This is a genomic window from Collinsella aerofaciens, assembly GCF_018785245.1.
GTDB lineage: Bacteria > Actinomycetota > Coriobacteriia > Coriobacteriales > Coriobacteriaceae > Collinsella > Collinsella aerofaciens_AD.
Window position 1 is genome coordinate 1 of record NZ_WQPL01000002.1, and the last position, 24,746, is coordinate 24,746.

A 24,746-nucleotide genomic window follows, 5' to 3' on the forward strand; every position below is an offset into this window, starting at 1 on the left:
CAGGCCCCGCCGACCGATTGCAAGCGGTCGGCGGGGCCATTGTGGCTCTTGACAGCGGATTGGGTCATATGAGCGAAAACCCGCCAGAGCGAGCAAGGTGCCTTGAAACGAGGCGGCATTGACCTTTTGGTCATGCCGCCGAAGTTGAAAGGCAGATTGCCGCTCTGGCGGGTTTGCAGCGTCAACTGGTTACGCGGTTCGTAGAACCGCGTAACTAACAAATGAGCATCGCGTCGCCGAAGCTGAAGAAGCGGTAACGTTCTTCGATAGCAGCAGCGTAGGCATCCATGATCTGGTCGCGGGTGGCAAGTGCGCTCACGAGCATCATGAGCGTGGAGCGCGGCACGTGGAAGTTCGTGATCAGCGCGTCGACCACGTGATAGGTCGAGCCGGGCATGAGGTAGAGCTGCGTTGTCGCGTTCTCGCGCACCACGATGTCGCCGCGGCCGAGCGTGTCGGCCCCGTCCTCGCGGCCCTCAAAATAGCGCGCCGTCACAGCCGGATCGGACACCGGCGCGTCCGCGTCAAACGCGCTCTCGAGCGAGCGCACCGCGGTGGTGCCGACGGCGATCACACGATGACCCTCGGCCTTGGCCTTGTGCACGGCATCGACAACCTCCTGCGACACGTGGTAGCGCTCGGTGTGCATCACGTGCTGCGTGGGGTCGTCCTCCTCCACCAGACGGAAGGTATCGATACCCACCTCGAGCTCGACGGCGGCAAACTTGGCACCCTTGGCCTCGATAGCGGCCATGAGCTCGGGCGTAAAGTGCAGACCCGCCGTGGGAGCGGCAGCCGAGTGCTCCTCCCTCATGGCGTAGACGGTCTGGTACTTCTCGGGATCGCCCTCGTAATCGGTAATGTAGGGCGGCAGCGGCACGTGACCGGCGGCGTGAATGGCCTCGTCGAGCGTGCGCGGCTCGCCGGCGGCATTGCAGCCGGCCGGCTCAAAACGCACCAGGCGGCCGCCGCGGCTATCGGTGACAAAGTCGACAACCTCGGCCGTCAGCACCACGGGAGCCCCCTCGGGCGCATGGGCGCCACCGGCGCGATACTCAATATGAGCACCGGGCTTCAGGCGCTTGCCCGGCTTGACCAGACACTCCCAAACGTGACCCAGCGGGTCAACATCCTCGCGGCGCTTGAGCAGCAGTGTCTCGACCACGCCACCCGAGCCCGCCTTGCGACCGATAAGACGGGCCGGCATCACGCGCGTCTTGTTGATGACGAGCACGTCGCCCGGCTCGATATAGTCGATGATGTCGCGGAAGATGCGGTGCTCAACGGTACCGCCATGCTTTAGCGGCGTTCCCGCCTGAGAGCCCTTGCGATCCACCACCAGCAATCGGCAGGAATCGCGCGGCTCGGCAGGAGCCTGGGCAATCAGTTCCTCGGGAAGGTTGTAGTCAAAATCATCGGTACGCATAGACACGTCGCATACTCCTTATATAGTTAAAGTCCGTTCTACATCCTAGCAGGCTGCCAGCCCAAATGAACTACTTTTTGGCGGCTTTGCGCTCGTCACGGATGCGGGCGCGGTCCATGGCAGCCTCGACTGCCGAGAAACGGCAGCCGCAGTAGTTTTGCCGATACATGCCCAGCTCGCGCGAACGGCGTGTCGCCTCGGGGTAATACGGACGAAAATCGCGAATCACCGGAGTGAGACCGCGGGCGGCAGCCAGACGCTCCAACACATCATTGCAGGTTTCGAACAACTGGTACGGCGAGACGGCGAGCGTCGTGCCCACAAACTCAAACCCGCGCTCCTGGGCCACGCGGCACGCCTCGGCCAAGCGCAGGGCATAGCACGCGCGACAGCGACGAGGCCGATCGGCACCCAGCGGCGCCACGCCGGTCTCCCAGCGATCGCGGTCCTCCCCTGCCTCGATGAGCTCGATGTCGCCATCGGCACACCACCGGCGCAGCTCGTCCAAGCGGCGCTGCCATTCATCGCGCGGTTGAATATTGGGGTTGGTCCAGCAAATCGTGGGCTCAAACCCTTCCTCGCGCAGCAGGCGGACCGGCTCAAGAGAGCACGGCGCACAGCACGCATGCAGCAACAACGGCTTCATCGACATCTCCTCACCCGAAAAAGCGCACGCCAAAGGACGTGTCCTCGCAGGCGACAATGCGGCGGTCGCGCAGGATGGTCCGCACGTAATACCAGTCGCCCACGCAACCCGACAAATGCAAGCCGGCAGCCAAGTAGCACAGCAGCGGATAGCCCGAAAACACAAACCCCAGGGCAAACGCTGTCGTCACAACAACCGTCGGCGCCAGGCAAACCGCCATGTACCGCCGGCGCGAATACACAACACCCTCGGCGCAGGCATAAATCATCGCCGTCTCGCGATTCGCCCCAAAGGTCACCTGCGCGCCCGCAGGCGCCAGCAGCTTAAAGAACACCGCGTGCACCAGCTCGTGCACGGCAAACGACGCCATTGAGACCGCGGCCAAGCCGACCATCCAGCCCACGACCGCCGTCCAACCGCCCGTGTCAGCCGCATCCAGGTCCGCGGGCCCACCCAGCAGCATAAACACCGGCACCAGGCACACAGCAAATGCGCCAAGCACGGTCATCCCCCACACAAAGCAGGCGTGCAGAAAATCCTCGTCCTCAAACGCATGTATGTTGGAAATCTCATTCATAGCATCTTAGGATAGCGCCCCTGCCACGTACCCGTCCGCATGTGCGATAATGTCGAACGATATGCACGAATTGACCACCGCGTCGCCGAGTCCCGCGCCCGGCCGCGCTCCCACCATATGCGAAGGAGTCCCATGGCATCCAAATACTCCATGAACGACCGTCCCAGCTGGCCTCGCCGCGCCATCGTTACCGCCGGCGAGCCCTACGGCAACAAGGGCCTTCACTTTGGCCACGTTGGCGGCGTCTTTGTCCCGGCCGACTTCTTCGCCCGTTTCCTGCGCGACCGTCTGGGCCGCGAGAACGTCATCTTCACCTCGGGCACCGACTGCTATGGCTCGCCCATCATGGAGAGCTACCGCAAGCTCAAGGAAAACGAGGGCTACGACAAGTCCATTAGCGAGTATGTCGAGTCCAATCACTCCCGCCAGGCCGCGACCCTCAACAACTACAACATCAGCTGCGATATCTACGGCGGCTCGGGCCTTGAGCCGGCTGCGCAGATTCACAACGAGGTGACCGCCGAGATTATTGAGCGCCTGCATGAGCAGGGCACCATCTCCAAGCGCTCCACGCTGCAGTTCTACGACGCCAAGGCCGGCACGTTCCTCAACGGCCGTCAGGTGATCGGCCGCTGCCCCATCCAGGGCTGCAAGTCCGAGAAGGCATACGCCGACGAGTGCGACCTGGGCCACCAGTTTGAGCCCGAGGAGCTCATCGCGCCCAAGAGCCAGCTCACCGGCGAGGTGCCCGAGCTGCGCCCGGTCGACAACCTCTACTTCGACCTTCCGGCCTACCTCGACTTTATGAAGGCCTACACCGCCAAGCTCGCCCAGAACCCGCAGGTTCGCTCCGTGGTCTCCAAGACCATGGAGGAGTGGCTGCTGCCGGCACAGCTCTATATTCAGAACAAGTTCCGCGAGGCCTTCGATGCCGTCGAGGATCAGCTTCCCGAGCACACCGTGCTGGAGCCCGAGGGTAACAAGAGCAGCTTTACCGTCACCTTCCCCAGCTGGAAGGAGCGCGACGATGCCCACGCGGTGCTCGCCAACGGTGGCGTGCGCTTCCGCAGCGGCAAGGCGCTCGTGCCCTTCCGCATCACCGGCAACATCGACTGGGGCGTTCCGGTGCCCGAGGTCGACGGCGTCTCCGACGTCACCTGCTGGTGCTGGCCCGAGAGCCTGTGGGCGCCCATCAGCTATACGCGCACCGTGCTCGCACGCGATGCCAAGGCCGCCGGCGTGACCGAGGGCGTCGCCGCCCAGGATGCCGCCCTCATGGGCGAGCCCGCCGCCGATTCCACGCAGGTCCCCGCGCCCACCTACCAGCACAGTTCGCTCGACTGGTGCGACTGGTGGTGCTCTGACGACGCTCAGATCTACCAGTTTATCGGTCAGGACAACATCTACTTCTACTGCATCGCGCAGACCGCCATGTGGGAGGCCCTGGGATGGGACCTCACGCAGAGCACCGTCAGCGCCTGCTACCACCTGCTCTACATGGGCAAAAAGGCCAGCTCGTCCTCGCAGACGCCTCCCCCGCCGGCAGACGACCTGCTCAACCACTACACCTGCGAGCAGATGCGCGCGCACTGGCTGTCGCTCGGCCTGTCCGAGAAGCCGGTGAGCTTTAGCCCCAAGGCATACGACACGCGCGTGACCGGCAAGGACAAGGACGGCAACGAGGTGCGCGCCTGCGACGACAAGCGCGTTATCGACCCCGCCCTTAAGGAGAGCGCCCTTTTGACCGGCGTCTTCAACCGCCTGGCCCGCAGCTGCTTCTACGGCGTCGCCGTCAAGGAGGGCGACGAGAGCCCCTATCGCAACGGCTGCATCCCCGCCGGTGCCGCCTCCGCCACCGTGGTCGAGGCTGCCGAGCAGGCAGCTCTCGCCTTTGAGCAGGCCATGTACAAGTTCGAGACGCACCGCGCGCTCGCCGTGTGCGACGACTACCTGCGCGCCGCCAACAAGCGCTGGAGCGACGCCTCCAAGGCCGCCAACAAGCTCGAAGGTGAGCCGGCAAACGCCGCAATGACACAGGCCCTCGTCGACGCTTTTACCGAGTTGCGCGTGGCAACCGTGCTCATGCACGGTATTGTGCCGGCCGGCTGCGAGCTCATCTGTGAGTACTTCGACGTCGATCCGGTCGCCTTCTTTAGCTGGGATAACATCTTTGCCTCCACGGACGAGTTTGTGGAGAGCCTGGGCGAGAAGCCCGGCGAGCACCGCGTGAAGCCGCTGCCCCCGCGCTTCGACTTCTTTAGCAAGCACGAGAGCCAGTACTAAAACACGCCAGCAGCGGCGTGCCCGGAAAGTAGTCAATTTGGGACGGGAAGGAAAGACGGATGTCCAAGCCGCGTCGTCGTAAGCAGAAAAAGCAGGTTAAGCCCGAGCTCAAGCTTAGGCAGTTTGCTGCCACCGAGCTTTCCGACCAGCTTGCTGCCCTTCCCTGCGCTGCCGACCTGCCACGCTTTATGGTCGACACGGTCGCCGGCGCCTATGCGCCCGCCGATGCCGAGCTCATGATCGAGGGCTTTGGCGCCGCAGCCGCACGCCCGGTCACGCTGCGCGCCAACACGCTCAAGGCAACAGCCGAGGACATCGCCGCGGCGCTCAATGCCGCCGGCATCGCCCACAACCCCGTCGCCTGGTACCCAGACGCCTTTATCCTGCCCGAGGCCCAGGTTTCCGACCTGTGGGATCTCGACATCTACCGCGACGGCAAGATTTACCTGCAGAGCCTGTCGTCCATGATGCCGCCGTTGGTCCTGGGCGCTCAGGCCGGCGAGGACATCTTGGACATGTGCGCAGCCCCCGGCGGCAAGACGACGCAGATCGCCGCCCTCACCCAGGGACAGGCGCACCTCACCGCCTGTGAGATGAGCATTCCCCGCACCGAAAAGCTCGAGTCGAACCTCCATCGCCAGGGTGCCAAAAACGTGCCCGTCATGCGCATCGACGCACGCGAGCTCGACGAGTTCTTCCGCTTTGACCGTATCCTGCTCGACGCCCCCTGCACCGGCACGGGCACCGTCATCAGCGGCAACGAGAAAAGCCTGTGCGGCCTCACCGAGCAATTGCTCGGCAAGTGCGCCCGCTCGCAGCGAGCACTTCTGGACCGCGCCATGGGGGCCCTCAAACCGGGCGGCACGCTCGTCTATTCCACCTGTTCGATCATGCCGCAGGAAAACGAGGACGCCCTGCAAGAGGCCCTCGACAAGCATATGGACTGCGAGCTTATCCCCCTCGACGGCACGCCGAGCGAAAGTGAAACGCAACGTGCTCAGGAAGCTGGCGAAGAGCCGCACATCGAGAGCAACGCTCTCACCGAGGCCATCGCCGCCGGCCACGTCTCGTCCGTCGCCAACGGTATGCCCGGCACGCTGACCATTCCACCCAGCCGCGACTTTGAGGGCTTCTACATTGCCCTGATCCGAAAACGCAGCTAGCGCACGGATCCAAAACTCAACAAGCTATCTCTGTGCGCGTTTGCCCTGCTGGTCGCGATGCTGTTTAAGCATCGCGCGCTCCTTGCGCTCGGCCCTTTTGCCCTTAATGGCCGTGACCACAAAGTAGATGACCGCGGCGGCAACGATTGCGCCCACGCATAGGCCAATCGAGCCCAACATTGCCGAAAATTCCATACCGCGTCACCTCTCTTATAAACGGGATTTTCAAGATAGCACCTCGATCCCCGCCACCACAGCTCCTTCACGTTCGTCAGCCCTTCGGTCTAACGGATGGCGCGGCGGGGAAAAATCAACTCGTCAAACGATTTAGCATTCGCAATTCCGGCTGCATCGCGCCGGCCGTCATCACACAGAATCGAGTCTCCATGGATACCCTCAACGACCTGAATGAGCGCGTCGACGCCTTCGTCGGCACCAGCTCCTTCGACACGCCTGCCGCGGCAAACGACCAAGCTCCCATCGATGTGCCCGCCGAGGTTCACGAGGACATCGTCGCCTCGGTCGATTTCTCCGAGGTCGAGCTCGCAGACGAGTTCACCGAGCCCCAAGTAGCCGTCACGCCCAACGGCCTACTCCCCATGGAGCCCCTGCCCATCGACGGGCGCCTGCGCAAGGCGGCCCTCCGCATGCCCGATGAGATCGAGGAGGCCAGCGGCTTTACGCTCTTCGGCCGTCGTATCAAATCGCTCATCTACACCACCGACGTTGCTGTCATCCGCAACTCCAATGCCGATGCTGTCTTTGCCGTTTACCCCTTCACGCCGCAGCCGGCCATTACACAGGCGCTTCTGACCGTCGCCGAGTGCCCGGTCTTTGTAGGCGTGGGCGGCGGAACTACGACCGGTAAGCGCTCCGTGCAGATGGCGGCCGTCTCCGAGATGCAGGGCGCGGCGGGCTGCGTGGTCAACTCCCCCGCCACTGCCGAGATGGTCGAGCACATTACCAACATCGCCGACATCCCCGTCATCGCCACGGTCGTTCGCTGCGACGACGATGCTCACGCCAAGGTGCGCGCCGGAGCCAAGATTCTCAACATCGCCGCCGGCAAAAACACGCCCCAGGTTCTGCGTGAACTGCGCGAGCACTACCCCAACCTGCCGCTCATCGCGCCGGGCGGCAAGACACCCGAGAGCATCCGTGAAACCATCGCCGCCGGCGCCAACGCCATCATCTGGACGCCGCCTTCGGCCCAGCAGCTACAGACCGACATGATGCAGCGTTATCGCAAGATGAAGGAAGACGCCACACCTGTCATCTCGCGCGACGATGTGCCCATTATCGACCAGGTCGCCGCCGCCGAGGTCAGCCAGGTCGAGAACATGAATCCCGACGTGCCGATTCCCGACGAAGTCATCGAGCGCGTCGCTTCGATCCACGAGCGCGTCGAAGAGCATCGCGCCAACCGCGGCCTCAAGCCGTCACTGCACGGCTTTTTCTTCCGCGGTAAGAAACGCTAGCAAACATCTTGGCCCGCCCCACAAACGTGAGGCGGGCCGTTTTCGTTTGAGCAATCATGCAGTGACGTGATGGAACGAATTAATCCACGCGCTTGTCGCCCATAAAGAAGAGCGCCACCGTACCAGGTCCAGTGTGCGAACCGATCAGAGCACCGATATTGTTGATCTCAATCTTGCCTTTGAGCTGCGGAACCTGTTCCTCAATCAGTGCCGCAACTGCCTCGGCATCCTCGCGGCACGCCGAGTGCGACATGATGCACTTACCCGAATAATCCGCACCGTCCTGCACGTGTGCCGTCATGGTCTTAGCCATCTCGGAAATCGCGCGCTTCTTAGTGCGAATTTTCTCACGTGGCGACAGCTTACCTTCGCAATCGACCGTCATAAGCGGGCAAATCTTAAGCGCCGTGCCAATGATCGCGCTCGCAGCCGAAATGCGACCGCCGCGTAGGTAGCTCGACAGATCGGTCGAGAAGAACCAGTGGTGCAGGTTGAGCTTGTGCTCCTCGATCCAGGCAGCCGTCTCGTCGAGTGAAGCCCCGCTATCGCGCACGTCGGCGGCATATTCCAGCAACAGGCCAAAGCCCGAAGACGCCGCCAGCGAATCGATGACGCGCACCTTGCCGCCCTGGGGATAGCGATCCGCGAGCATCTGCGCCGCAACGCAGGCCGATCCATACGTGCCCGAAATACCCGACGACAACGCCAAGTGCAGCACGTCTTTACCCTCGGCAACAAACGGCTCCCAAAACTCCTCGTACTCACCCACGCTCACCTGAGACGTCTTGGGCATGGTGCCCGCGGCAATCTGGGCAAAAAACTCGTCCGGCGTAATCGACTGATACAGATCGTCCGTATAGACAACATCGTCGATCTCGTAATGAAAACACACGACAGGGATATTACGCGACGCAAAGAACTCACGGGTTCGGTCGGCGGCGGATTCACAGGTCAGGACAAAATCACTCATATGAGGCTCCTTAAGTATTGCTGCGCAAATTATCGCACAGCAAGCCTAAATACGATACAAATGTCCACTATTTACCAATTCGAACCATTTGCATTGAATATCTTTATCATGAACATCCCCATCCCCGCCATGGGCCAGCATGGGCAAAATCACCTCCTACGTCTCCACCCAACCGACACATCTACCTTCACTAAATCGATTTACCAAACCGTTCAGCCGACAATTCAGTTGCTGGCGCAAAATCGAAACAAAAGCGGCGCATACTGATAAACGTTTGACGCTGTTTATCAGTTTTACCAACCATATCGGAAGGTGTTTCATGGTCGCATTCGATCGCAATCCGCAAGACTTCAAGTATCTGCGCCTGCTGTCGAGACAGTTCCCCACCGAACAATCCGCATTTACCGAAATTATCAACCTCTCGGCCATCCTCAACCTACCCAAGGGCACCGAGCATTTTATGAGCGACGTGCATGGCGAGTACGAAGCCTTTATGCACATCCTCAACAACTGCTCGGGCGTCGTGCGCGAGCATGTCGATGAGATTTTTGGCGACACGCTCTCCTTTGACGAGAAGGGCGAACTGTGCACGCTCATCTACTACCCGCGCGAGAAGATCGACCTGATCCGCAGCCGGCGCGAGGACTCGCCCACCTGGTACAAGACGATGCTCGACCAGCTCATCATGGTTGCCCGCTCGCTTTCGAGCCGCTATACGCGCTCCAAGGTGCGCAAGGCCATCCCACGCGATTACGCATACATCATCGACGAGTTGTTGCACACGCATCCGGACGAGAACAACTATCGCGTGCGCTATCACGAGCGCATTGTGGAGTCCATTCTGGAGACCGCCAGCGCCGACGACTTTATCGAGTCGCTCGCCTCGCTCATCAAGCGCCTGGCCGTCGACCACCTGCACCTGGTGGGCGATATCTTCGACCGTGGCGGCGGCGCCGCCAAGATTATGGACCGCCTGCTCACCTACCATTCGCTCGACATCCAGTGGGGCAACCACGACCTGCTGTGGATGGGCGCTGCGGCCGGTGAGCCCGCCTGCATCGCCACGGTATTGCGCAACAACCTACGCTACGACAACTACGAGATCTTGGAGAATGACTACGGTATCTCGCTGCGTGAGCTTGTCGCCTTTGCCGATGCCACCTACACCGCCGGTGAGTCCATCACCCCGCTGATCAAGGCCATCAACGTGCTGCTCTTTAAGCTCGAGGGCCAGATTATCCAGCGCCACCCCGAGTTCGATATGACCAACCGCCTGTTACTCGACAAGATCGAACACGACTCCGGCACGGTCACGCTCGCCGACGGCAGCGTGTGGCCGCTCACGACCAACGACTTCCCCACCGTCGACCCGGCGGACCCCTATACGCTCACGCCCCAGGAGCAGCACATCATCGACAAGCTCGTGTCCGAGTTTGTCACCGCCGATCACCTGCATCGCCATATCGATTTCCTCTATTCCCACGGCTCGATGTACAAGGTCGCCAACGGCAACCTGCTCTTCCACGGCTGCGTTCCGCTCAACGAAGACGGCACCTTTAGCAGCATGAACTGTCTGGGCACCTGGCACGCCGGGCGCGATTATCTCGATTTTTGCGACCACATCGCCCGCCGCGCCTGGCGCGTGGGCGACCGCGACGCTCTCGACTGGATGTGGTACCTGTGGATTGGCTTTAACTCGCCCGCCAGCGGACGCCTGGTGCGTACCTTTGAGCGCGCCTATATCGCCGATAAGAGCACCTGGGTCGAGCCGATGGACCCATACTTTACGCTTACCAAGTCGCCCTCGGTCTGCGACGACATCATGCGCGAGTTTGGCGTCGCGCCCATGGCATGTTCGCCGACCGGCCACATCATCAACGGCCACACGCCCGTTAAAACCACCAAGGGTGAGCAGCCCATCCGCGCCGAGGGCAAGCTACTGGTCATCGATGGCGGCTTCTGCCGCGCTTACCATCCCAAGACGGGCATCGCCGGCTATACGCTCATCTCGAGCTCGCGCGGCTGCCGCCTCAAGTCGCACCGGGCCTTTACGACGGTTGCCGAGGCACTCACGCGCAACGTGGACATCGAGAGCGAGACCAACCGTTTTGACCAAGCAGACCGTCGCCGCATGGTGAGCGACACCGATACTGGCGCCAAGATTCGCAGCCAAATCCAGGACCTGCGCCAGCTGCTCGATGCATATAGAAACGGTGCTATCGAGGAGCGCGCCTAGCACCACCCGCGGGGATTGGCTAAACTTGCTAAGTTTGTCATCCCCGCGGCGCTTCGGCGCCAGCTTAAGGCAGGTACCATGCAAAAGCTCCTTGCGCAGATTATGAAATTTGGCGTCGTCGGTGTCATTGCCACGGTTATCGACTTTGGCATTATGAATCTGCTCCACTACGGTCTGGGCCTCAACATCCTAATCGCCAACACCAGCGGCTTTATCATCTCACTCATCTTTAACTACCTCGCAAGCATGAAATACGTGTTTGCGCACAAGGAAGGCATGAGCCGCCGCCGCGAGTTCATCATCTTTGTCGTGCTGTCCGTGATCGGTTTGGTGCTCAACGATGGCATCGTGCTGACACTCAACGCCGGCCTGGGACTCGAGGCCAATATCGCCAAGATATGCGCCACCGCGCTTGTCATGGTCTACAACTTTGTGACCCGAAAGATCTTCCTGGAGGGCGACGAGACCAAGTAGCTCGCAATCTTACAGCTTTACGATGCCTACGGACAATGCGCGCTCAGCACAGTATCGTCCGTGGGCATCGTTCGTTTACGGGCAAATTTGCAACGTTTGCGGATTGGCTCTTGAAAATTTGGCGAGTTCGTATAGTTCTTGGCAAAGACCTTACGTTTCCCTTGCAAAAGCTCTAAAGTATCCTCTGCTCGATTCATCAACGCATTGGATGTGATTACGTGCGCAAGGCACTGGCACAACCTCATACCAAGCAGTTCCTCAAGTTTGCCGTCGTGGGTCTTATCTCTTTTGGCATCGACTGGGGCATGCTCATTGCGCTCGTCGAGCTGTTCCACCTCGACTTTTTGATGAGCACCACGGTCTCGTTTATCACGTCCGTCGTGGTCAACTACTGGCTCAGCATGAAGTACGTGTTCGACCACCGCGAGGGCATGAGCCGCAAGCGCGAGTTCACGATCTTCACCATCCTGTCGGTGATCGGTCTGGGCCTCAACGACCTGTACATGTTTGTGGGCGTCACGTTTTTGAGCATCGGCTACCAGGCCATGAAGGCCATCGCCACGTTCTTGGTCACCTGGTACAACTACTTTAGCCGTCGCTTCTTCCTCGAGGGTGCACGGTCGTAGTCGATTCACTATTTGCCTGTACGTATAACCGGTTGGAATTCCCGTTCCAACCGGTTTTTTATTTGCCGAGAGACCCGGCGACCCAGTCTCATTCGCACGAAAAACGGGCGGCCCGGATGTTTGTCCGAACCGCCCGTCTGGCGCGCTATGTCGAGGCCTCTAGCCTGTCACGTAATACCAGACCACGTTGTCGCCATTAGAGAGAACGTAGTTGCTGCAGGCCGTCATGGGCGTTGTGCCGTTGACGGAGTACATCCAGCCGCTCGTGCCGCCGTACTGTTTCTCGGCCAAACCACCAATCGCGGCAACATACGTGCCGTACGACGAGCCGTGCGCATTGATAGAAAGGCCCAGCGCGCACAGGGCATCGTAGACGGTAGCGCCTTCGTTAAAGGTAAAGGTGCCACCAGAGGACACAGGATTGCCCACAGCGCTCGATGTGACCGAAACCGTCACCGTAACGTAGCTAGGCTCCTGTGAGCCGCTCTGGCCGCCCGAGGAGGCGTTTCCACCATTAGAGGATGAGGCTCCATCAGACGACTGGCCACCGCCCGAAGAAACACCACCAGACACATTGGAAGTATCACCGGCTCCCGTATTTTGGGCAGCAGATTTATCGCCAGACTTCTTGCCGTCCTGGTCCTCGGACTTCTTGCTATCCGAGTTTTTGTCCGATTCCTTGTTTGAAGACTCGGACTCCTTCTTAGAGTCAGATTCATCCAAACCCTTAGACTCGTCGTTCGCACCATCCGAAGATTTGGAATCCTTAGACCCAGCTTTACCCGAAGCGGCGGTCGAGTCAGACCCCTTGGCGTCCTTTGCGACGACGCTCTCCCCCGTCACGGTCTGAACGATCCAGTCAATGGACCAGGCACCGCTTGTGGAAGGATGGACGAAGCCCAGCGAGACGACGATCAGAATGGTGCACGCGGCAGTCAGAACGCCAAGGAGCGCCTTGCGACGAGAGGCGGACGCCGCCGAAGCGGCGCCCTGTTGCTTTGGATCATCGAGCTGGATAAACGAGGAGTCGGGCTGTTGCCCGTTGGTCTCCTTGGGCTTATCGGGCATTACCGTCACCCTTGCCGCGCTTGGTCAGCACGAAGACGGCGATGAGCGCGAGGCCAATCACGCCGGCGGCAACGCCGACGATGGCGAGCGGATTGGTGCCAGTCTCCTGCTCAGAAGCACTAGAGGACTTCTTAGCAGTGGTCGTGGAAGCAACACCCGTATCGGACTTGGAATCGGACTTCTTGTCGGACTTGCTGTCCTTCTTGTCTGACTTCTTGTCAGACTTCTTCTCGTCCTTCTTATCGGACTTATCGGAGTCCTTCTTGTCGGACTTGTTGTCCTTGGTCTCGGTCTTGGTCGACACCGTCGTCTTGGTCGTCGGCTTATGACCCGGGGCGACAGCGCCGCCAGCCTGTTGGCCCTTCGTGCCGGAGCCGGAGCCTGTGCCAGCGCCAGTGCCGGAACCAGCACCGGTACCAGAACCGCCGCCATTCGAACCAGCGCCGCCATTGCCGCCAGGGTTAACGGCATTCTTGGTCCACTTGGCATACAGCGTCAGATCGGCCGTCACCGGCGTACTGAAGTCATACGCCTGCATGCAAGCCTCATCGGTATACCAACCGCCGAAATCGTAGCCATCGCGCGTCGGATCGGCCGGCTTGACCAGCTTGCCATCGGCCGTAGCAACAAACTTAGTGTCGCAAGCAGACCCGCCGTTGGAATTAAAGGCAACCGTCCAAGACTCAACGGCCCCCAACTTGAACAGCGTGCCCGAGTCATTGATGTAGTACAGGTTGCCAGAAGCATCGGCAATGACCGGAGAGTCGCAGTTCTGGTAATGGCCAGCCGCATCATAAATCTGCGTCGCCTCTGCATCGCCGAGCGTATAGCGATACACGCCACCACCAGCAGAGTAGTTGACGTAATCCTTGCTATCCGCGCTGTTAACGGTGAAATACACATAGGTCTTGCCGCCCTGAACACTCACCAGCGGAGTAGCAGCAATACCGTTAAACCCGGCCCGCAGTTCTTTACCGTCGGCAGCGGTGACCATCGTGGTCTTACCAGTCTTCAGATTATAGAAAGACAGAGCAGAGCCAGTAGCCGTCTGCCCACCGACAATCAGATTGTCACCAGACACCGCAGGGGCGCTCAGATTATTCGTAAGGCCCAGGTCGACCGTCTTCCGCTCGCTCAGTACGCCCTTCGCCGAAAGCGAAATCACATGGAGCTTTCCATCGTGCGTCATCTGATAGAAGGTCGAACCATTGGACGGATCGGCGACACAGTCGGCGTTCGCGAGAGCGCCGAGCTTCATGGTCGAAACAACATCGCCCGTCGTCTTATCAATGCACTTAAGCGTGCCCGCGCTCGTAGGAACGATGGCATACTTATCCGTCAAAGCCGCACCAGTCCAGTAATAGCCCTCGGCAGGGTCGATGTTCTGCCAAGAAACTTCGCCCGTGGCAATCTTAATGCGTGCAAAGGAGCCGTTGCCGTAGGTCGCGTTGTAATTCTCGTCATACGAAATATCGACCGAGCCTACATAGACGTACTCGCCGTCCGAAACGACGGTGCAGGAGCTCTGCGTCAAGTCCGTCAAACCAGGCGTCAGCCACTTGCAGATCAGCTTGTCTGCAGTAATCGCCTGGACCGCACCGCCGTTGAGCGGAACGATGATAAGGCCATTGGTATAGATCGGACGAGAGGTATAGCTCACCTTGGAGGCAAGCGGCGCAGAGGCAACCTTTTTGCCCGTGGACGAATCGATCTTAATGAGCTCGTTCTCGGTCGCGATGTACACAAAGCCGTTAGCAATGACAGGCTCGCTGCAGTTGGCATACTGCTGACCAGACTCGGCCTTCCAATCGAAGGCCCACTTAAGACCGGCGGCCTGCGCAGGCGTCTTGGCATCCGTTACGGTCGAACCGTTGCCACTGTTGCCGTAGCCGGCCCACTCGGCATCCCAATCAGGAGTCGTCGCGCTCGGATCCACGACAATCTTGTCGGGATCGGGCATGGGCGAATTATCGGTGGTATAGGCAAGCGTGACCTTATCGCCGCTCTTGAGCGTAATCTGATTGGCGCAGAGTAAGGAGGGCTCTCCGTTGATATACAGATGCCAATATTTATTGGTCGCAGCATCCCAACCATACGGCTTGTGATCGAACGGCGAAGTAATGGAATTCAGGAACCAGTACTCACCACTCTGGGAGCCGTTGTACGCAACGCCCTTGGCCTTCAGAACTGCCTCAATAAGGTTCTGGGCCGTGGAGCCTTCGGGCAGAGAAACATTGCTTGCCGTGCCCCAACGCGTATTGTTCCCGTTGACATCGGGACCGATAACATCGGCGGATCCAAGCACCTGACCGGGGAGGGCATCGGCGTCAGCACCATACATAAAGGTGACGGCGTCACCCTCCTGGAGCTTGTAGGCACCGGCGCCAACGTCGGCGAACTTGCCATTTACGTAGAAGCGCCAATAGCTCTTGGTCGCAGCATCCCAGCCATAGGACTTACCATCAAACGGCGAAGTAATGCCGTTGAGGAACCAGCCCCAAGACGATTCGCCAGCATCGAGAGTAAGACCGGTCTGCTCAAGGAGATCCTTGGCAGTGGAGCCTGCCTTGAGGCTCGTCTGGCCCGTCGAAGCCCAAACCTGCTGCTTGCCGTCCTTGTCCTTACCAAGTACCTGAACGGAAGCATGAACAGAATCGGACGGCAACTGGTCGCCCCAGCCACCGTAGAACCACGTGACGGTATCGCCGGCGTGGATGGTGACATTGTCTGCCGTGTAGTCGCTCGACTTGCCGTTGATGAACAGCTGCCAATAGGTCGAATAATCGAGCGGCGTACCCAGCTCAACACCGTTGTACTTAAGGCTCAGAATGAAGGAGCCCGCAGCAACGGCGTCGATGCCATTCGCCTCAAGCGCGACCTTCGTAAGGTCAAGTGCGCTCGAACCGGACGTCACCACATACTGCGCGTTATCGACCCAAGTCTGAGTCTTGCCCTGGGCATCGCGACCAATGACGGTCACATTTGCGGCAACCTGGTCCTTAACGACAGGGGACGCGCTACCAGCCGTATAGGCAAACTCAATCTTCTGCCCTTGGGTGAGCTTGACGCTGCTCGCGCCAACCGAGGAAGACGCGCCGTCGACGAACAGCTGCCAGTAGGCATAAGTCGCCGGATCGAAGGCAAGCGTACGGCCATCGCTCGGGGATGTGATGCTTTTGAGGTAGAAACCGTATGCCGTGTTCGGATCGTAATCCGCCTTGAAGCCCGTCTTCTGCTGTAGCTTAACGAAGGCATCCGCAGCCGTCGCGCCCTCGTCGAGCTTGAGTTGCGTAGGTGCCACCCAGGTCTGAGCCTTGCCGTCGGCATCGGTGCCGATAATCGAGAACGAGACTTCGACTTGCTTCTTGGCGACATCGCCGGTTTCTGTCGGGTTCTCTGTCTGGACGACAGCCGCGGTGGCAGATCCTGCTTGGTCAGCGGATGCCATCGAAGACTGCTCGCTCGTGGCAGGGCTCTCCCCCGTCGCCGAGCCTTCGTCGCCAGTTGCCGCCCCTGTTGTGGCGGCACTAGCTGCAGGCGCGCTCCCGGAATCCGAAACCTCGGCCTTGCCCTGGTCGGCAGTACCGTCCGCGGCCCCCGTGCCCTCACTCGGCGTCGCAGCCTGAGCCACAGCCTCGGCAATGCCCTCGGCGCCCTCGGCCCACAGCTGAGCCGGCGTGGTGCCAAAGGCCATCGCGAAGGCCAGGAATGCCACCAGGCAGCGCTTTGCCACGCCGCGCGCGATTACGCCACGGCGACGAAGCGAGGCACGCTGGCACTCGTCCTCAAACATATCCATTTGTCTCCTACTGTCTGTACTTGGAGCGTTGCCTTGAAGCTGCCCCACGTCATCGCGCATGTTGCGTTCGAGTTCCCCCATCGGGGTCCCCCTTCCCTCCAGAGCCCTATGCACACCGGCGGCATACGCCGCAGCCGCATGCAAGATGGGAGGCGATCCGACTTAACCTTAACGACTCGGGCGCGCCGTCCGATCTGCGACGCGAACATCCCGAGCCAAGAGGAATTACGGTTACTGGTACAGCCGGGGACTTGCACCCCGATTCTCCCAAACGCGCAGGAAAACCGCGCATTCGTGCGTCTCCGCACCACCATCTAGGCCATCGATTAAAACCGTCAATATGCTATCACGCAAAAGGGCCTCGAACGCAGGCGAAGCCCAAGGTAAAAGCTATTGTTTGCGATAGGAGAATGTGGTGACGGTCACAGCCTCTAGTGCTTGCCGCCGTGGCTGTTGAGCCAGATATTGCGACCCAGCATAAGCGCCAGCACCAGCGCGCTCACGTAGCCCATAAAGCCAATGACTGGGATACCAAACACAACCGGCTCGATGCGTGCATAGTACACCACCGACGAACCGATAAACAGACCGGCGATCACAATCGCCATCGACATGCGGTCGATGATTCCGCCCAGCTGTCGCAGCGCCTTATCGCTGCTCATGATCTGCGTGTTCACCTTAAGCTGGCCGCGCGTGAGCATACGCGAAGCCAAGCCCAGATACTCGGCCGCCTCGAGCGAGCCTTTTGCCGCGCGATAGCCGCTCGCGGCAAAGTCGCGGCTCATCTCGCGCATGCGGGCATAGATGCTCTTCTCGTTTTTGATATGAGCCTGAATGATCTGGATCATGTTGACGTTGGGCATGTACTCGGTCAGCAGACCCTCGAGCGTCACCATGCCGCGCGCGAACATTGTCACCACGCTCGGCAGCTCAACGTCGTTTTTGCGCGCCAAGTTTAGCAGCGAGGTCAAAAACTCGCCGATATCCAGATCTTTAAGGTCGAGCCCGGCAAAGTCGGCAACAATAAAGTCCAAGTCGGACAAAAAGGCCGAATGATCGAGCTCAGCCGAATCGCCGCGCGTCACGGCAAAGCGCATGAGCGAATCCTTGAGCTTGGGCACGTCACCCTCGGCCACGGCGAAAATCATGTCCTTGACGATGCCGCGGTCGTGGCTCGACATGCGTCCGACCATGCCCAAGTCGATAAAGTAGACGATGCCGTCCTTGAGGATGATATTTCCCGCATGCGGGTCGGCATGGAAAAAGCCGTCGTCGAGCACCTGCGTCGAATAGTCCTCGACAATCGCCGAGCCGATCTTTTCCAGGTCATAGCCCTCGGCCACCAAGCGTTCAGGATCGGCGATCGAAATGCCGTCGACGTAGTCCATAACCACCACGTGCTCGGTGCACAGGTCCAGATAGGATTTAGGGCACGTCACGCCATGAACGCTCTTATGGAACTCGTAGAAGTCGTTGAGGTTTTTGGCCTCGGCCAAAAAGTTGGTCTCCTCGCGAAACGAGGTCCACAACTCCTCGACTACGCCGTGCAGGTCAACGAATTGATCGGTGTTGACGAACTTGGAAACGATACGCACCACCGAGCGGATGATATCGATGTCCTGCGCCATAACCTGCTGCGCACCGGGGCGCTGCACCTTGACGGCCACGTCCTCGCCCGTCACCAGACGAGCGCGGTGCACCTGCGCGAGCGATGCGCTACCAAGCGGGTTGGGGTCGATCGCGTCGAACATCTCCCCCAGGCGCAGGCCGTATTCTTCTTCCAGACAGCTGAGTACGACCTCGTACGGCACCGGCTCCACGTCGGAGCGCAGACGACGCAGCTCGTCGCAAAAGCGTTGCGGCAGAATCTCGGACCGGTTGGCCAGAATCTGCCCCATCTTAACGAACATGGGGCCGAGCTCCTCGAGCAGGCGGCGCAAACGAACCGGCGTGAGGTTATCCCACACACGGTACTTTTTGACCAGGCGAACAATCTGCCCGATGCGCTCGCGGCGACCCGCCGGCGTGAGCTGGTATTCCTCATCCGGCGCCATCGCCTCGGGCTCCTCAGGGACCATATCGACAGCGCGCGGCTTCTTGCGAGCGCCCGAGACGGCGGCATCGACCTTATCGACAACCGCCGCCTCGTCACCCAAGGGATCTAGATTGTTGTAATCGGTGGTGGAATCTGCCATCTGCGCTGCTACTCGGCCTCTTCGGTATCCTTCGCATCGTCGGGCTCAACGGACTCGACGGGCACCGAGGTCACATTGTCCTCGACCGAATCGACGATGTCGCGCACATGGGCCAGGAAGGCCGTGCGCTCGGACGCGGTCATAACGCGGACACGGGCAAGGATGAGCTCGTCAAGTACACGCTGGGCCGCGGTCTCGCCCTGCATGCCCAAGCGCTCGGTCAGATCGGAGATGGTGCCACCGGCCTGCTCGAACATGTCGGACACGCTGCGGGCGATATCGGGGGCGCCTGCGTCCTTGCGCACCTGCTCGCCCTTGGTGCTAAGGTCGTCGAGAACCTTCTTGCTGCCCTCGACGGCAACGGCAGCGGCGCCGAAGCCCACGTTAATAGCGCCGTTAACAAGCTGATCGAGTTTCATAACCATGGTTGTCTCCAATCACAAACAACTGCATTGGCGTTCTTGTACCCAAGATTGAGCGAAAGCGACAAAGCGTTTTAGCGCTATTCGATCGACGGGAAATCCCTACCTCACGTTGTCGTTCATCGCGAAAGCATTCTTCATGGCGCAGCTCGTGGTGTAGAGCACCTTGCCCAGCAGAGCATCGGTCTCCACGCGAACACGCTCGGCAAAGGCCTCGTTGGCGCGTGCAAGTTCGGCAGGTACCTCGGCCTCGGGCAGAGCGGCTACGGCAGCGTCGACGTCATGGATCTGCTTGTGGCCCATGCCGCCGACCTTCTCCTGGTAGTCCTCCACGGCGCGGCCGCACTCATGGAAACGGATGTCAGCCAGCGCGCCGATCAGGCGGTTGGCCCAGTAGAAGTTTTCGGACGTCACGCGAGCCTGCGTGTCGGCATAGTAATCGGGCATGGTCTCGACGTTGGCGTACAGCGGAACCAGCGCGTTAAACGAGTTGGAACCAAAGGCCATCCACTGCACGGCGCGATACGCCGGCTGCGCATAGGGGCGCAGCTGCAACACGGCGAGCTGGCTGTTGCGGTTGATGCCGATGGGACGATAAGCGCCACGCGTGGCGGACGTGCCCTTGCTGCCGTAGCAGTCGTACTCCGTGCCCTGGTAGTGGCTCGAAAGCACGTACTTAATGTCCTCGATGGTCACCTTGCGCTCGGGCACGCGGCTCCAGGGGATATCGTCGCTCTCGGGCGTGTAGTCGGCGTCGGGGCCATCCCACACGTCACTGGGGTTGAGGCAGCGCTGCATGTACCAGGCGCGCGGCGTGTTGTAGACATGGTCGCTGTCGCTGTGCGAGCCAAAGGCCTCGCGCGGGTTAAAGACCGCAGCCGGACCGTCGCCCTCAACGCCCAGCGTCAGGTCCAAATGCCACTCGGCCATCCAGGAGCGCAGGTCGGCGGAGCACATGTGGTCGGCCTGGGCGCCCTCGGCGTCATCCAGGTCAAAGCTGTCGATACCCAGCTGGTTGGGCATGGTCACATAGGCGTCGTCAGGCACGCGCTTGGCGATCCAATGGTGACCGCCGATGGTCTCGAGCCACCAGATCTCGTCCACATCACTAAAGGCGATGCCGTTGTTCTCGTAGGTGCCGTAGCGCTCGAGCAGGTCGCCCAGGATACGAACGCCGTCGCGGGCGGACTTGGCATACGGCAGCACCAGGGTCACCATGTCCTCCTCGCCCAAGCCGCCGGGCTGTGCCGGCACATAGCCGTCCTCACCCTCGTTGCCCTTGGCGGGCACGTAGTCCACAAGCGGATCGGCGCCGCGGACGCGCTCGTTGGTGGTGAGCGTCTCGGTTGCGGACATACCAACATTGAGCTCGTTGAAGCCCGCCTCGGCCCAGATGCCATGGCCCGGGACAACATCGGGGACGCTCGTGTAGCGCATGGGGTTATCGGGCAGCTCAATGGTCAGGTGACTCAGGACGCTCGTGTAGACGCGCGGCTGATCGTCGGGATGCACCACGCGCATGCGCTTGGGCTCAAACACCCCGTTGGACGAGTCCTCGTTACGCGCGACCAGGGTCGACCCGTCGTAGCTCGCGTTCTTACCGACCAAAATCGTTGTGCACGGCATGCGCATCCTCCTTGAGCGAAGAAATCAAACGGCAACAGTGTATCGCTTCGACGCAAAAAGGGCGAAACCACGGCACCGGCAACCCCTGTGGTCAAAAAATGCCAAATATGAGTACTGTCACCAATTTAGTGGCAGCAAATTTCCCTGTAACGAGTGCCGAAAATCCCCATTTGCCCAAAAGCAAGACAACGTTATTCCCCATAAGTTCAATAAAATAGGCTTCCTAACGATAATGGATACCGTTAGGAAGCCAAAAAGACGTAAGACATATGTGACTATCTTGGCAACAGTACTCATATTTGGCATTGTTTGACCACGTGGTATATAGCTAACCCCCTCAAACAGCCCAAAACGCCTATTTCGATGCGCGCTCCGCCGCCTCAATCACGTGTTTGGCGAGGATCGCCGTCGTCACAGCTCCCACGCCGCCCGGCACGGGCGTGATGGCACCAACAACCGGCTCCGCAGCATCAAAATCGATGTCCCCGACCAGCTTGCCAGCGGCCTCGTCCCAGTTAATGCCAACATCAATGATCGTCTGGCCCTCGCGAACGGCATCCGCGCCAATCGTGCTCGCGCGTCCAACGGCCGCAACAACGATATCGGCAGAACGGCACTCGGCAGCAAGATCGCGTGTATGCGTATGGCACGTCGTCACCGTGGCATTGCGAACCGTAAGCATGGCGGCAACGGGACGACCAATCACCAGAGACCGACCGACGACCGCAACCTTGGCCCCATCCAGCTCAACACTGTAATGGTCCAGCAACGCCAACACGGCCTCGGCCGTGCAGGGAGCAAAGCCCTCGCCACGACCCGAAAGCGTGGTAAGCAGCGAGGCCGGCGTCATGGAGTCAACATCCTTGGCGGGATCGAGCGCTGCGGCGACGGCATTCTCGTCAAGCCCGGCGGGCAGCGGGCGGAACATCAGACAGCCATGAACAGCCGAATCGGTATTGATGTCCTCGATGGCCGCCAACAGCTCGTCCTGCGAAACATCGGCAGAAAGCAAAACGCGGCGAGCCTCAATGCCAACCTTCTCGCAGCGCTTGAGGGCACCGCGCTCGTAGGACAGGTCGTCCTCGCGCTCGCCCACACGAACAATGGCCAGCGTCGGCACAACGCCACGTTCGCGCAGGGCTGCACAGCGAGCAGCAAGTTCCTCGGTCAAAGCGCGAGCAACGGGAGCACCCTTCAGCAGTTCAGCCATGGCTATCCTCTCTTCCTTGCAGCGTCGGAGGCGCGGCGCGCCAGCGCATCGGCGCGCGGCAACCATGTGTCGAGCAACTCATCACACGCCGTCTCGAGCTCCTCAGCACGAGCGCGATCTTTCATAGACGTGGTGTTCGCAAAGAGCGTCAAGCTCGCGCCCTGCATAGCGGCACGGCAGAACACGGCACCGCACGCCACGTCGGACAGCAACTGGCGCGAGCCTTTGTCTGCCATGTCCTCGAGCAGCGCCAGCGCGCGCCCGCAGGCATCCATGATCCGATACGGCGGCATGGCCGCCACGTGCAACGCGTCCTGAATCGCAGCCGGTCGAGCCGGGTCCTCGCGCGGAATACCGTATGCCGCAGACACCTGGCCGTACGCACGCACATCCTCGGCAACCAGGCCCACTAGTTCCTGCGCCAACTCGTCTGCCTGGGCAAACGCACGCGTCAGGTCATCCGCACGATCAGCAAGCGCGGGATTGGTCGCACCGTAGCGGGCAACCATTCCGCACAGCGAGGCGCCCAGCGCGCCCACAAAAGCGCTCGCGCTGCCACCACCGGGAACTGGCTCGCGCGCGGCCAGCGCCTCGGCAAAACCGCGACAGGTTTTATCCATCATCTCTTGGCTCATACGCACACGCACCTTCAAGTCATATATATCGGTCGGGCGGCAACCGCCGACCGACCGCATCGATCACATAATGGTGCTTAGTCTAGCCCATAAGTACATAAGCGTCAGCGCACCTGGCCATCGCGGATTTCTATGGCACACGATAGGCCATGCCAACGCAAACATGGGACACATGGCCAACCTTTCGAGACTCCCGAGCAGCACAAGCTGGGGCATATCTATAAGTAAGGAACCCGTTGGGGAACGGCCAGTAAGGAACCCGTTGGGGAACGGCCGCGCAACGGCCACAAGCGATGAACGGAGGCATAAGTCGCACAGTACACAGAGACATCCGCCGCCAGCGCAATCAGTACCCCAACAGCATGCGGCGCCGTGATGTCATCAGCAGACAAGGAGGACGCCACCATGATGAAAAAGACCCTATCAATCCTTTCCCTTTGCATCGCCCTCTTTGCCGCGCTCGCCCTTGTGGGCTGCGGCGGGAGCGCATCGGGCGGCGGCAGCGCCCCCAAGAGCGAGAGCAAGGAAAAGGCCCCCGTCGCCAAGAAGACCGACTACATCTGGTTTAAGGTCGAGATGCCCGAGGGCGTCGGCGTAAGCGACTCTGCCGGCAAGAATGCCGACAGGGTCCAGCTCACCTTCCCCGAAGACGAGAACGCCTCGGCCGATCGCTTTATCCCCGTTTGGAAAAAAGCGCTGACGGCCGAGGAATCCCACGCCGACCAGGCGGAAAAGAAGGGGGATACGTTCCAGTGGAAGGATGGCGGGTCCGTCGAGTATAACGGCAGGACGTGGCTCGTCGGAACATACGAGGACAACAGCGGCATCTCAACCATGCTTTTTACCGATGTTGAGCCGGGAAGCGTCTACGTCCTCATCTCGAACTTCGACCAGCACAAGAAAGAAGCCGAGGCACTCCTCAACTCCATCGAGTTCCCCGATGACATGGAAGAGGCAGTTTCCGAGGCACGCGAAGTCGAGATTTCGAGCATCGAGATCAGGTAACGGGACACCCGCACGCGCCTACGCGCACCCGCGCACATGCGCCCCATTAAAACAACGGGCGCCCAACCCGGGGAGGGCCGACAGCACCAGCCCTCCCCTCTTTTGCGCCCGAACATATTGCCACTTAACGGCGCAAATCCGGCCCTCAGAATGGGACACATGGCCCACCCTAGCGAGCCGTCCACGCGTACAGTAAAGACAGGTAATCCATGGGCGGTTACAGATCGAGGAGGACACGACCATGAAAAAGAAGGCCTTTGCGATTCTCACCCTCTGCATCAGTCTCTTTGCCGCAGTTGCCCTGGTGGGCTGCGGTGGCAGCGGCGACGCTACCGGAAGTGGCGGTGGCGGCGGGGCAGAAAAGCCAGCCGTGGATATGAGGACCGACTTCATTTGGTTTAAGGTCGAGGTTCCCGAGGGCGTCGAGATTACCGACGTTGCCGGCGACACCGCCGACAGGGCCCAGTTTAAGTTCACCGAGAGCGAGCACGCCAGTGATCGCTTCATCCCCGTCTTCGACTCTGACAAGAACGCCGACGAGCTGTTCGACTACGAGGCAAAGTGGAATGCCAGCTTTGAGTGGACCGAGAATGACCCCGTCAAGTACAACGGCAAGACCTGGCGCAACGCTTCCTACACACACTCGGGCGGCGTGACGACCGAGTACTTCACCGACGTTGACGGTGGCAGCGTGTATGTGCGCATCGACAACGTCGAGGAGCACAAGGACGCCGTCGAGACCATGATGAAGTCTCTGGAATTTGCCGACGACATCGCCGAGGCCAAGACCGAGGCCATGGACGTCAAGCTCGACGATATCGAGATCAAGCGCTGAGTAACTGGCGAGCGCAGCGGGAAACACGGGCGCAGTGCTAACAAGCGGCGGTACCCCAGCGCTTCGTACCCA

Annotated in this window: 20 protein-coding genes; 8 read left to right on the plus strand and 12 right to left on the minus strand. The window is 60.3% G+C overall.

Annotated features, from left to right (window positions below):
- Nucleotides 1-214: 214 nt before the first annotated feature.
- The 3 genes from queA to GPK39_RS00290 all read right to left on the minus strand — a co-directional run bounded on the left by queA (nt 215) and on the right by GPK39_RS00290 (nt 2,649).
- Nucleotides 215-1,426, minus strand: a complete 1,212-nt coding sequence (queA, locus tag GPK39_RS00280) for a tRNA preQ1(34) S-adenosylmethionine ribosyltransferase-isomerase QueA (RefSeq protein ID WP_215673364.1) — start codon at nt 1,424-1,426, stop codon at nt 215-217.
- 70 nt (nt 1,427-1,496) lie between these two features.
- Nucleotides 1,497-2,072, minus strand: a complete 576-nt coding sequence (locus tag GPK39_RS00285; protein ID WP_215673341.1) for an epoxyqueuosine reductase QueH — start codon at nt 2,070-2,072, stop codon at nt 1,497-1,499.
- Nucleotides 2,073-2,082: 10 nt separating this feature from the next.
- Nucleotides 2,083-2,649: a DUF3267 domain-containing protein gene (locus GPK39_RS00290; RefSeq protein WP_215673342.1), complete on the minus strand. Its 567-nt coding sequence runs from the start codon at nt 2,647-2,649 to the stop codon at nt 2,083-2,085.
- Between the two features lie 132 nt (nt 2,650-2,781).
- Here GPK39_RS00290 and GPK39_RS00295 point away from each other — a divergent pair, with 132 nt between their 5' ends.
- A complete protein-coding gene (locus GPK39_RS00295; protein WP_215673343.1) occupies nt 2,782-4,932 on the plus strand; it encodes a class I tRNA ligase family protein in 2,151 nt (716 codons plus the stop codon).
- A 59-nt stretch (nt 4,933-4,991) separates the two neighbouring features.
- On the plus strand, nt 4,992-6,095 hold the full coding sequence (locus tag GPK39_RS00300; protein ID WP_215673344.1) for an RsmB/NOP family class I SAM-dependent RNA methyltransferase: 1,104 nt from the start codon (nt 4,992-4,994) through the stop codon (nt 6,093-6,095).
- Between the two features lie 24 nt (nt 6,096-6,119).
- Here GPK39_RS00300 and GPK39_RS00305 read toward each other — a convergent pair whose 3' ends face one another.
- Nucleotides 6,120-6,290 (minus strand): hypothetical protein, encoded by a 171-nt coding sequence (locus GPK39_RS00305; RefSeq protein WP_215673345.1) that lies wholly within the window; start codon nt 6,288-6,290, stop codon nt 6,120-6,122.
- A gap of 191 nt (nt 6,291-6,481) precedes the next feature.
- On the opposite strand from GPK39_RS00305, the gene GPK39_RS00310 reads away from it, so the two are divergent.
- Nucleotides 6,482-7,573 (plus strand): beta/alpha barrel domain-containing protein, encoded by a 1,092-nt coding sequence (locus GPK39_RS00310; protein ID WP_089572116.1) that lies wholly within the window; start codon nt 6,482-6,484, stop codon nt 7,571-7,573.
- Nucleotides 7,574-7,652: 79 nt separating this feature from the next.
- On the opposite strand, the gene GPK39_RS00315 is transcribed toward GPK39_RS00310, so the two are convergent.
- Complete coding sequence (locus GPK39_RS00315) at nt 7,653-8,543, minus strand: DegV family protein (protein WP_215673346.1); 891 nt, start codon at nt 8,541-8,543, stop codon at nt 7,653-7,655.
- 319 nt (nt 8,544-8,862) lie between these two features.
- Here GPK39_RS00315 and GPK39_RS00320 point away from each other — a divergent pair, with 319 nt between their 5' ends.
- From GPK39_RS00320 to GPK39_RS00330, 3 genes are all read left to right on the plus strand, one after another.
- A complete protein-coding gene (locus GPK39_RS00320; RefSeq protein ID WP_215673347.1) occupies nt 8,863-10,779 on the plus strand; it encodes a fructose-1,6-bisphosphatase in 1,917 nt (638 codons plus the stop codon).
- A 78-nt stretch (nt 10,780-10,857) separates the two neighbouring features.
- A complete protein-coding gene (locus GPK39_RS00325; protein WP_215673348.1) occupies nt 10,858-11,253 on the plus strand; it encodes a GtrA family protein in 396 nt (131 codons plus the stop codon).
- 218 nt (nt 11,254-11,471) lie between these two features.
- Nucleotides 11,472-11,879: a GtrA family protein gene (locus GPK39_RS00330; RefSeq protein WP_022095123.1), complete on the plus strand. Its 408-nt coding sequence runs from the start codon at nt 11,472-11,474 to the stop codon at nt 11,877-11,879.
- A 159-nt stretch (nt 11,880-12,038) separates the two neighbouring features.
- Here GPK39_RS00330 and GPK39_RS00335 read toward each other — a convergent pair whose 3' ends face one another.
- From GPK39_RS00335 to GPK39_RS00365, 7 genes are all read right to left on the minus strand, one after another.
- The gene (locus GPK39_RS00335) at nt 12,039-12,947 is read right to left on the minus strand and encodes a DUF4430 domain-containing protein (RefSeq protein WP_215673349.1); all 909 of its coding nucleotides are present in this window, start codon (nt 12,945-12,947) and stop codon (nt 12,039-12,041) included.
- The gene (locus GPK39_RS00340; protein ID WP_215673350.1) at nt 12,937-16,746 is read right to left on the minus strand and encodes a DUF4430 domain-containing protein; all 3,810 of its coding nucleotides are present in this window, start codon (nt 16,744-16,746) and stop codon (nt 12,937-12,939) included. The genes GPK39_RS00335 and GPK39_RS00340 overlap by 11 nt, the downstream gene beginning before the upstream one ends.
- Before the next feature lie 431 nt (nt 16,747-17,177).
- A complete protein-coding gene (locus GPK39_RS00345; protein WP_215673351.1) occupies nt 17,178-18,941 on the minus strand; it encodes an ABC1 kinase family protein in 1,764 nt (587 codons plus the stop codon).
- An 8-nt stretch (nt 18,942-18,949) separates the two neighbouring features.
- Nucleotides 18,950-19,366 carry a hypothetical protein gene (locus GPK39_RS00350; protein WP_215673352.1) on the minus strand — a complete coding sequence of 139 codons (417 nt, stop codon included), beginning with the start codon at nt 19,364-19,366 and terminating at the stop codon, nt 18,950-18,952.
- A 99-nt stretch (nt 19,367-19,465) separates the two neighbouring features.
- A complete protein-coding gene (locus GPK39_RS00355; RefSeq protein ID WP_215673353.1) occupies nt 19,466-20,989 on the minus strand; it encodes a C69 family dipeptidase in 1,524 nt (507 codons plus the stop codon).
- Between the two features lie 355 nt (nt 20,990-21,344).
- The gene (locus tag GPK39_RS00360; protein ID WP_215673354.1) at nt 21,345-22,199 is read right to left on the minus strand and encodes a bifunctional 5,10-methylenetetrahydrofolate dehydrogenase/5,10-methenyltetrahydrofolate cyclohydrolase; all 855 of its coding nucleotides are present in this window, start codon (nt 22,197-22,199) and stop codon (nt 21,345-21,347) included.
- 2 nt (nt 22,200-22,201) lie between these two features.
- Nucleotides 22,202-22,834, minus strand: a complete 633-nt coding sequence (locus tag GPK39_RS00365) for a cyclodeaminase/cyclohydrolase family protein (protein WP_161159940.1) — start codon at nt 22,832-22,834, stop codon at nt 22,202-22,204.
- 405 nt (nt 22,835-23,239) lie between these two features.
- On the opposite strand from GPK39_RS00365, the gene GPK39_RS00370 reads away from it, so the two are divergent.
- Nucleotides 23,240-23,839 carry a hypothetical protein gene (locus GPK39_RS00370; protein WP_215673355.1) on the plus strand — a complete coding sequence of 200 codons (600 nt, stop codon included), beginning with the start codon at nt 23,240-23,242 and terminating at the stop codon, nt 23,837-23,839.
- A gap of 241 nt (nt 23,840-24,080) precedes the next feature.
- Nucleotides 24,081-24,674, plus strand: coding sequence for a hypothetical protein (locus GPK39_RS00375; RefSeq protein ID WP_055310220.1), 594 nt, complete (start codon nt 24,081-24,083; stop codon nt 24,672-24,674).
- The last annotated feature ends 72 nt before the right edge of the window (nt 24,675-24,746 follow it).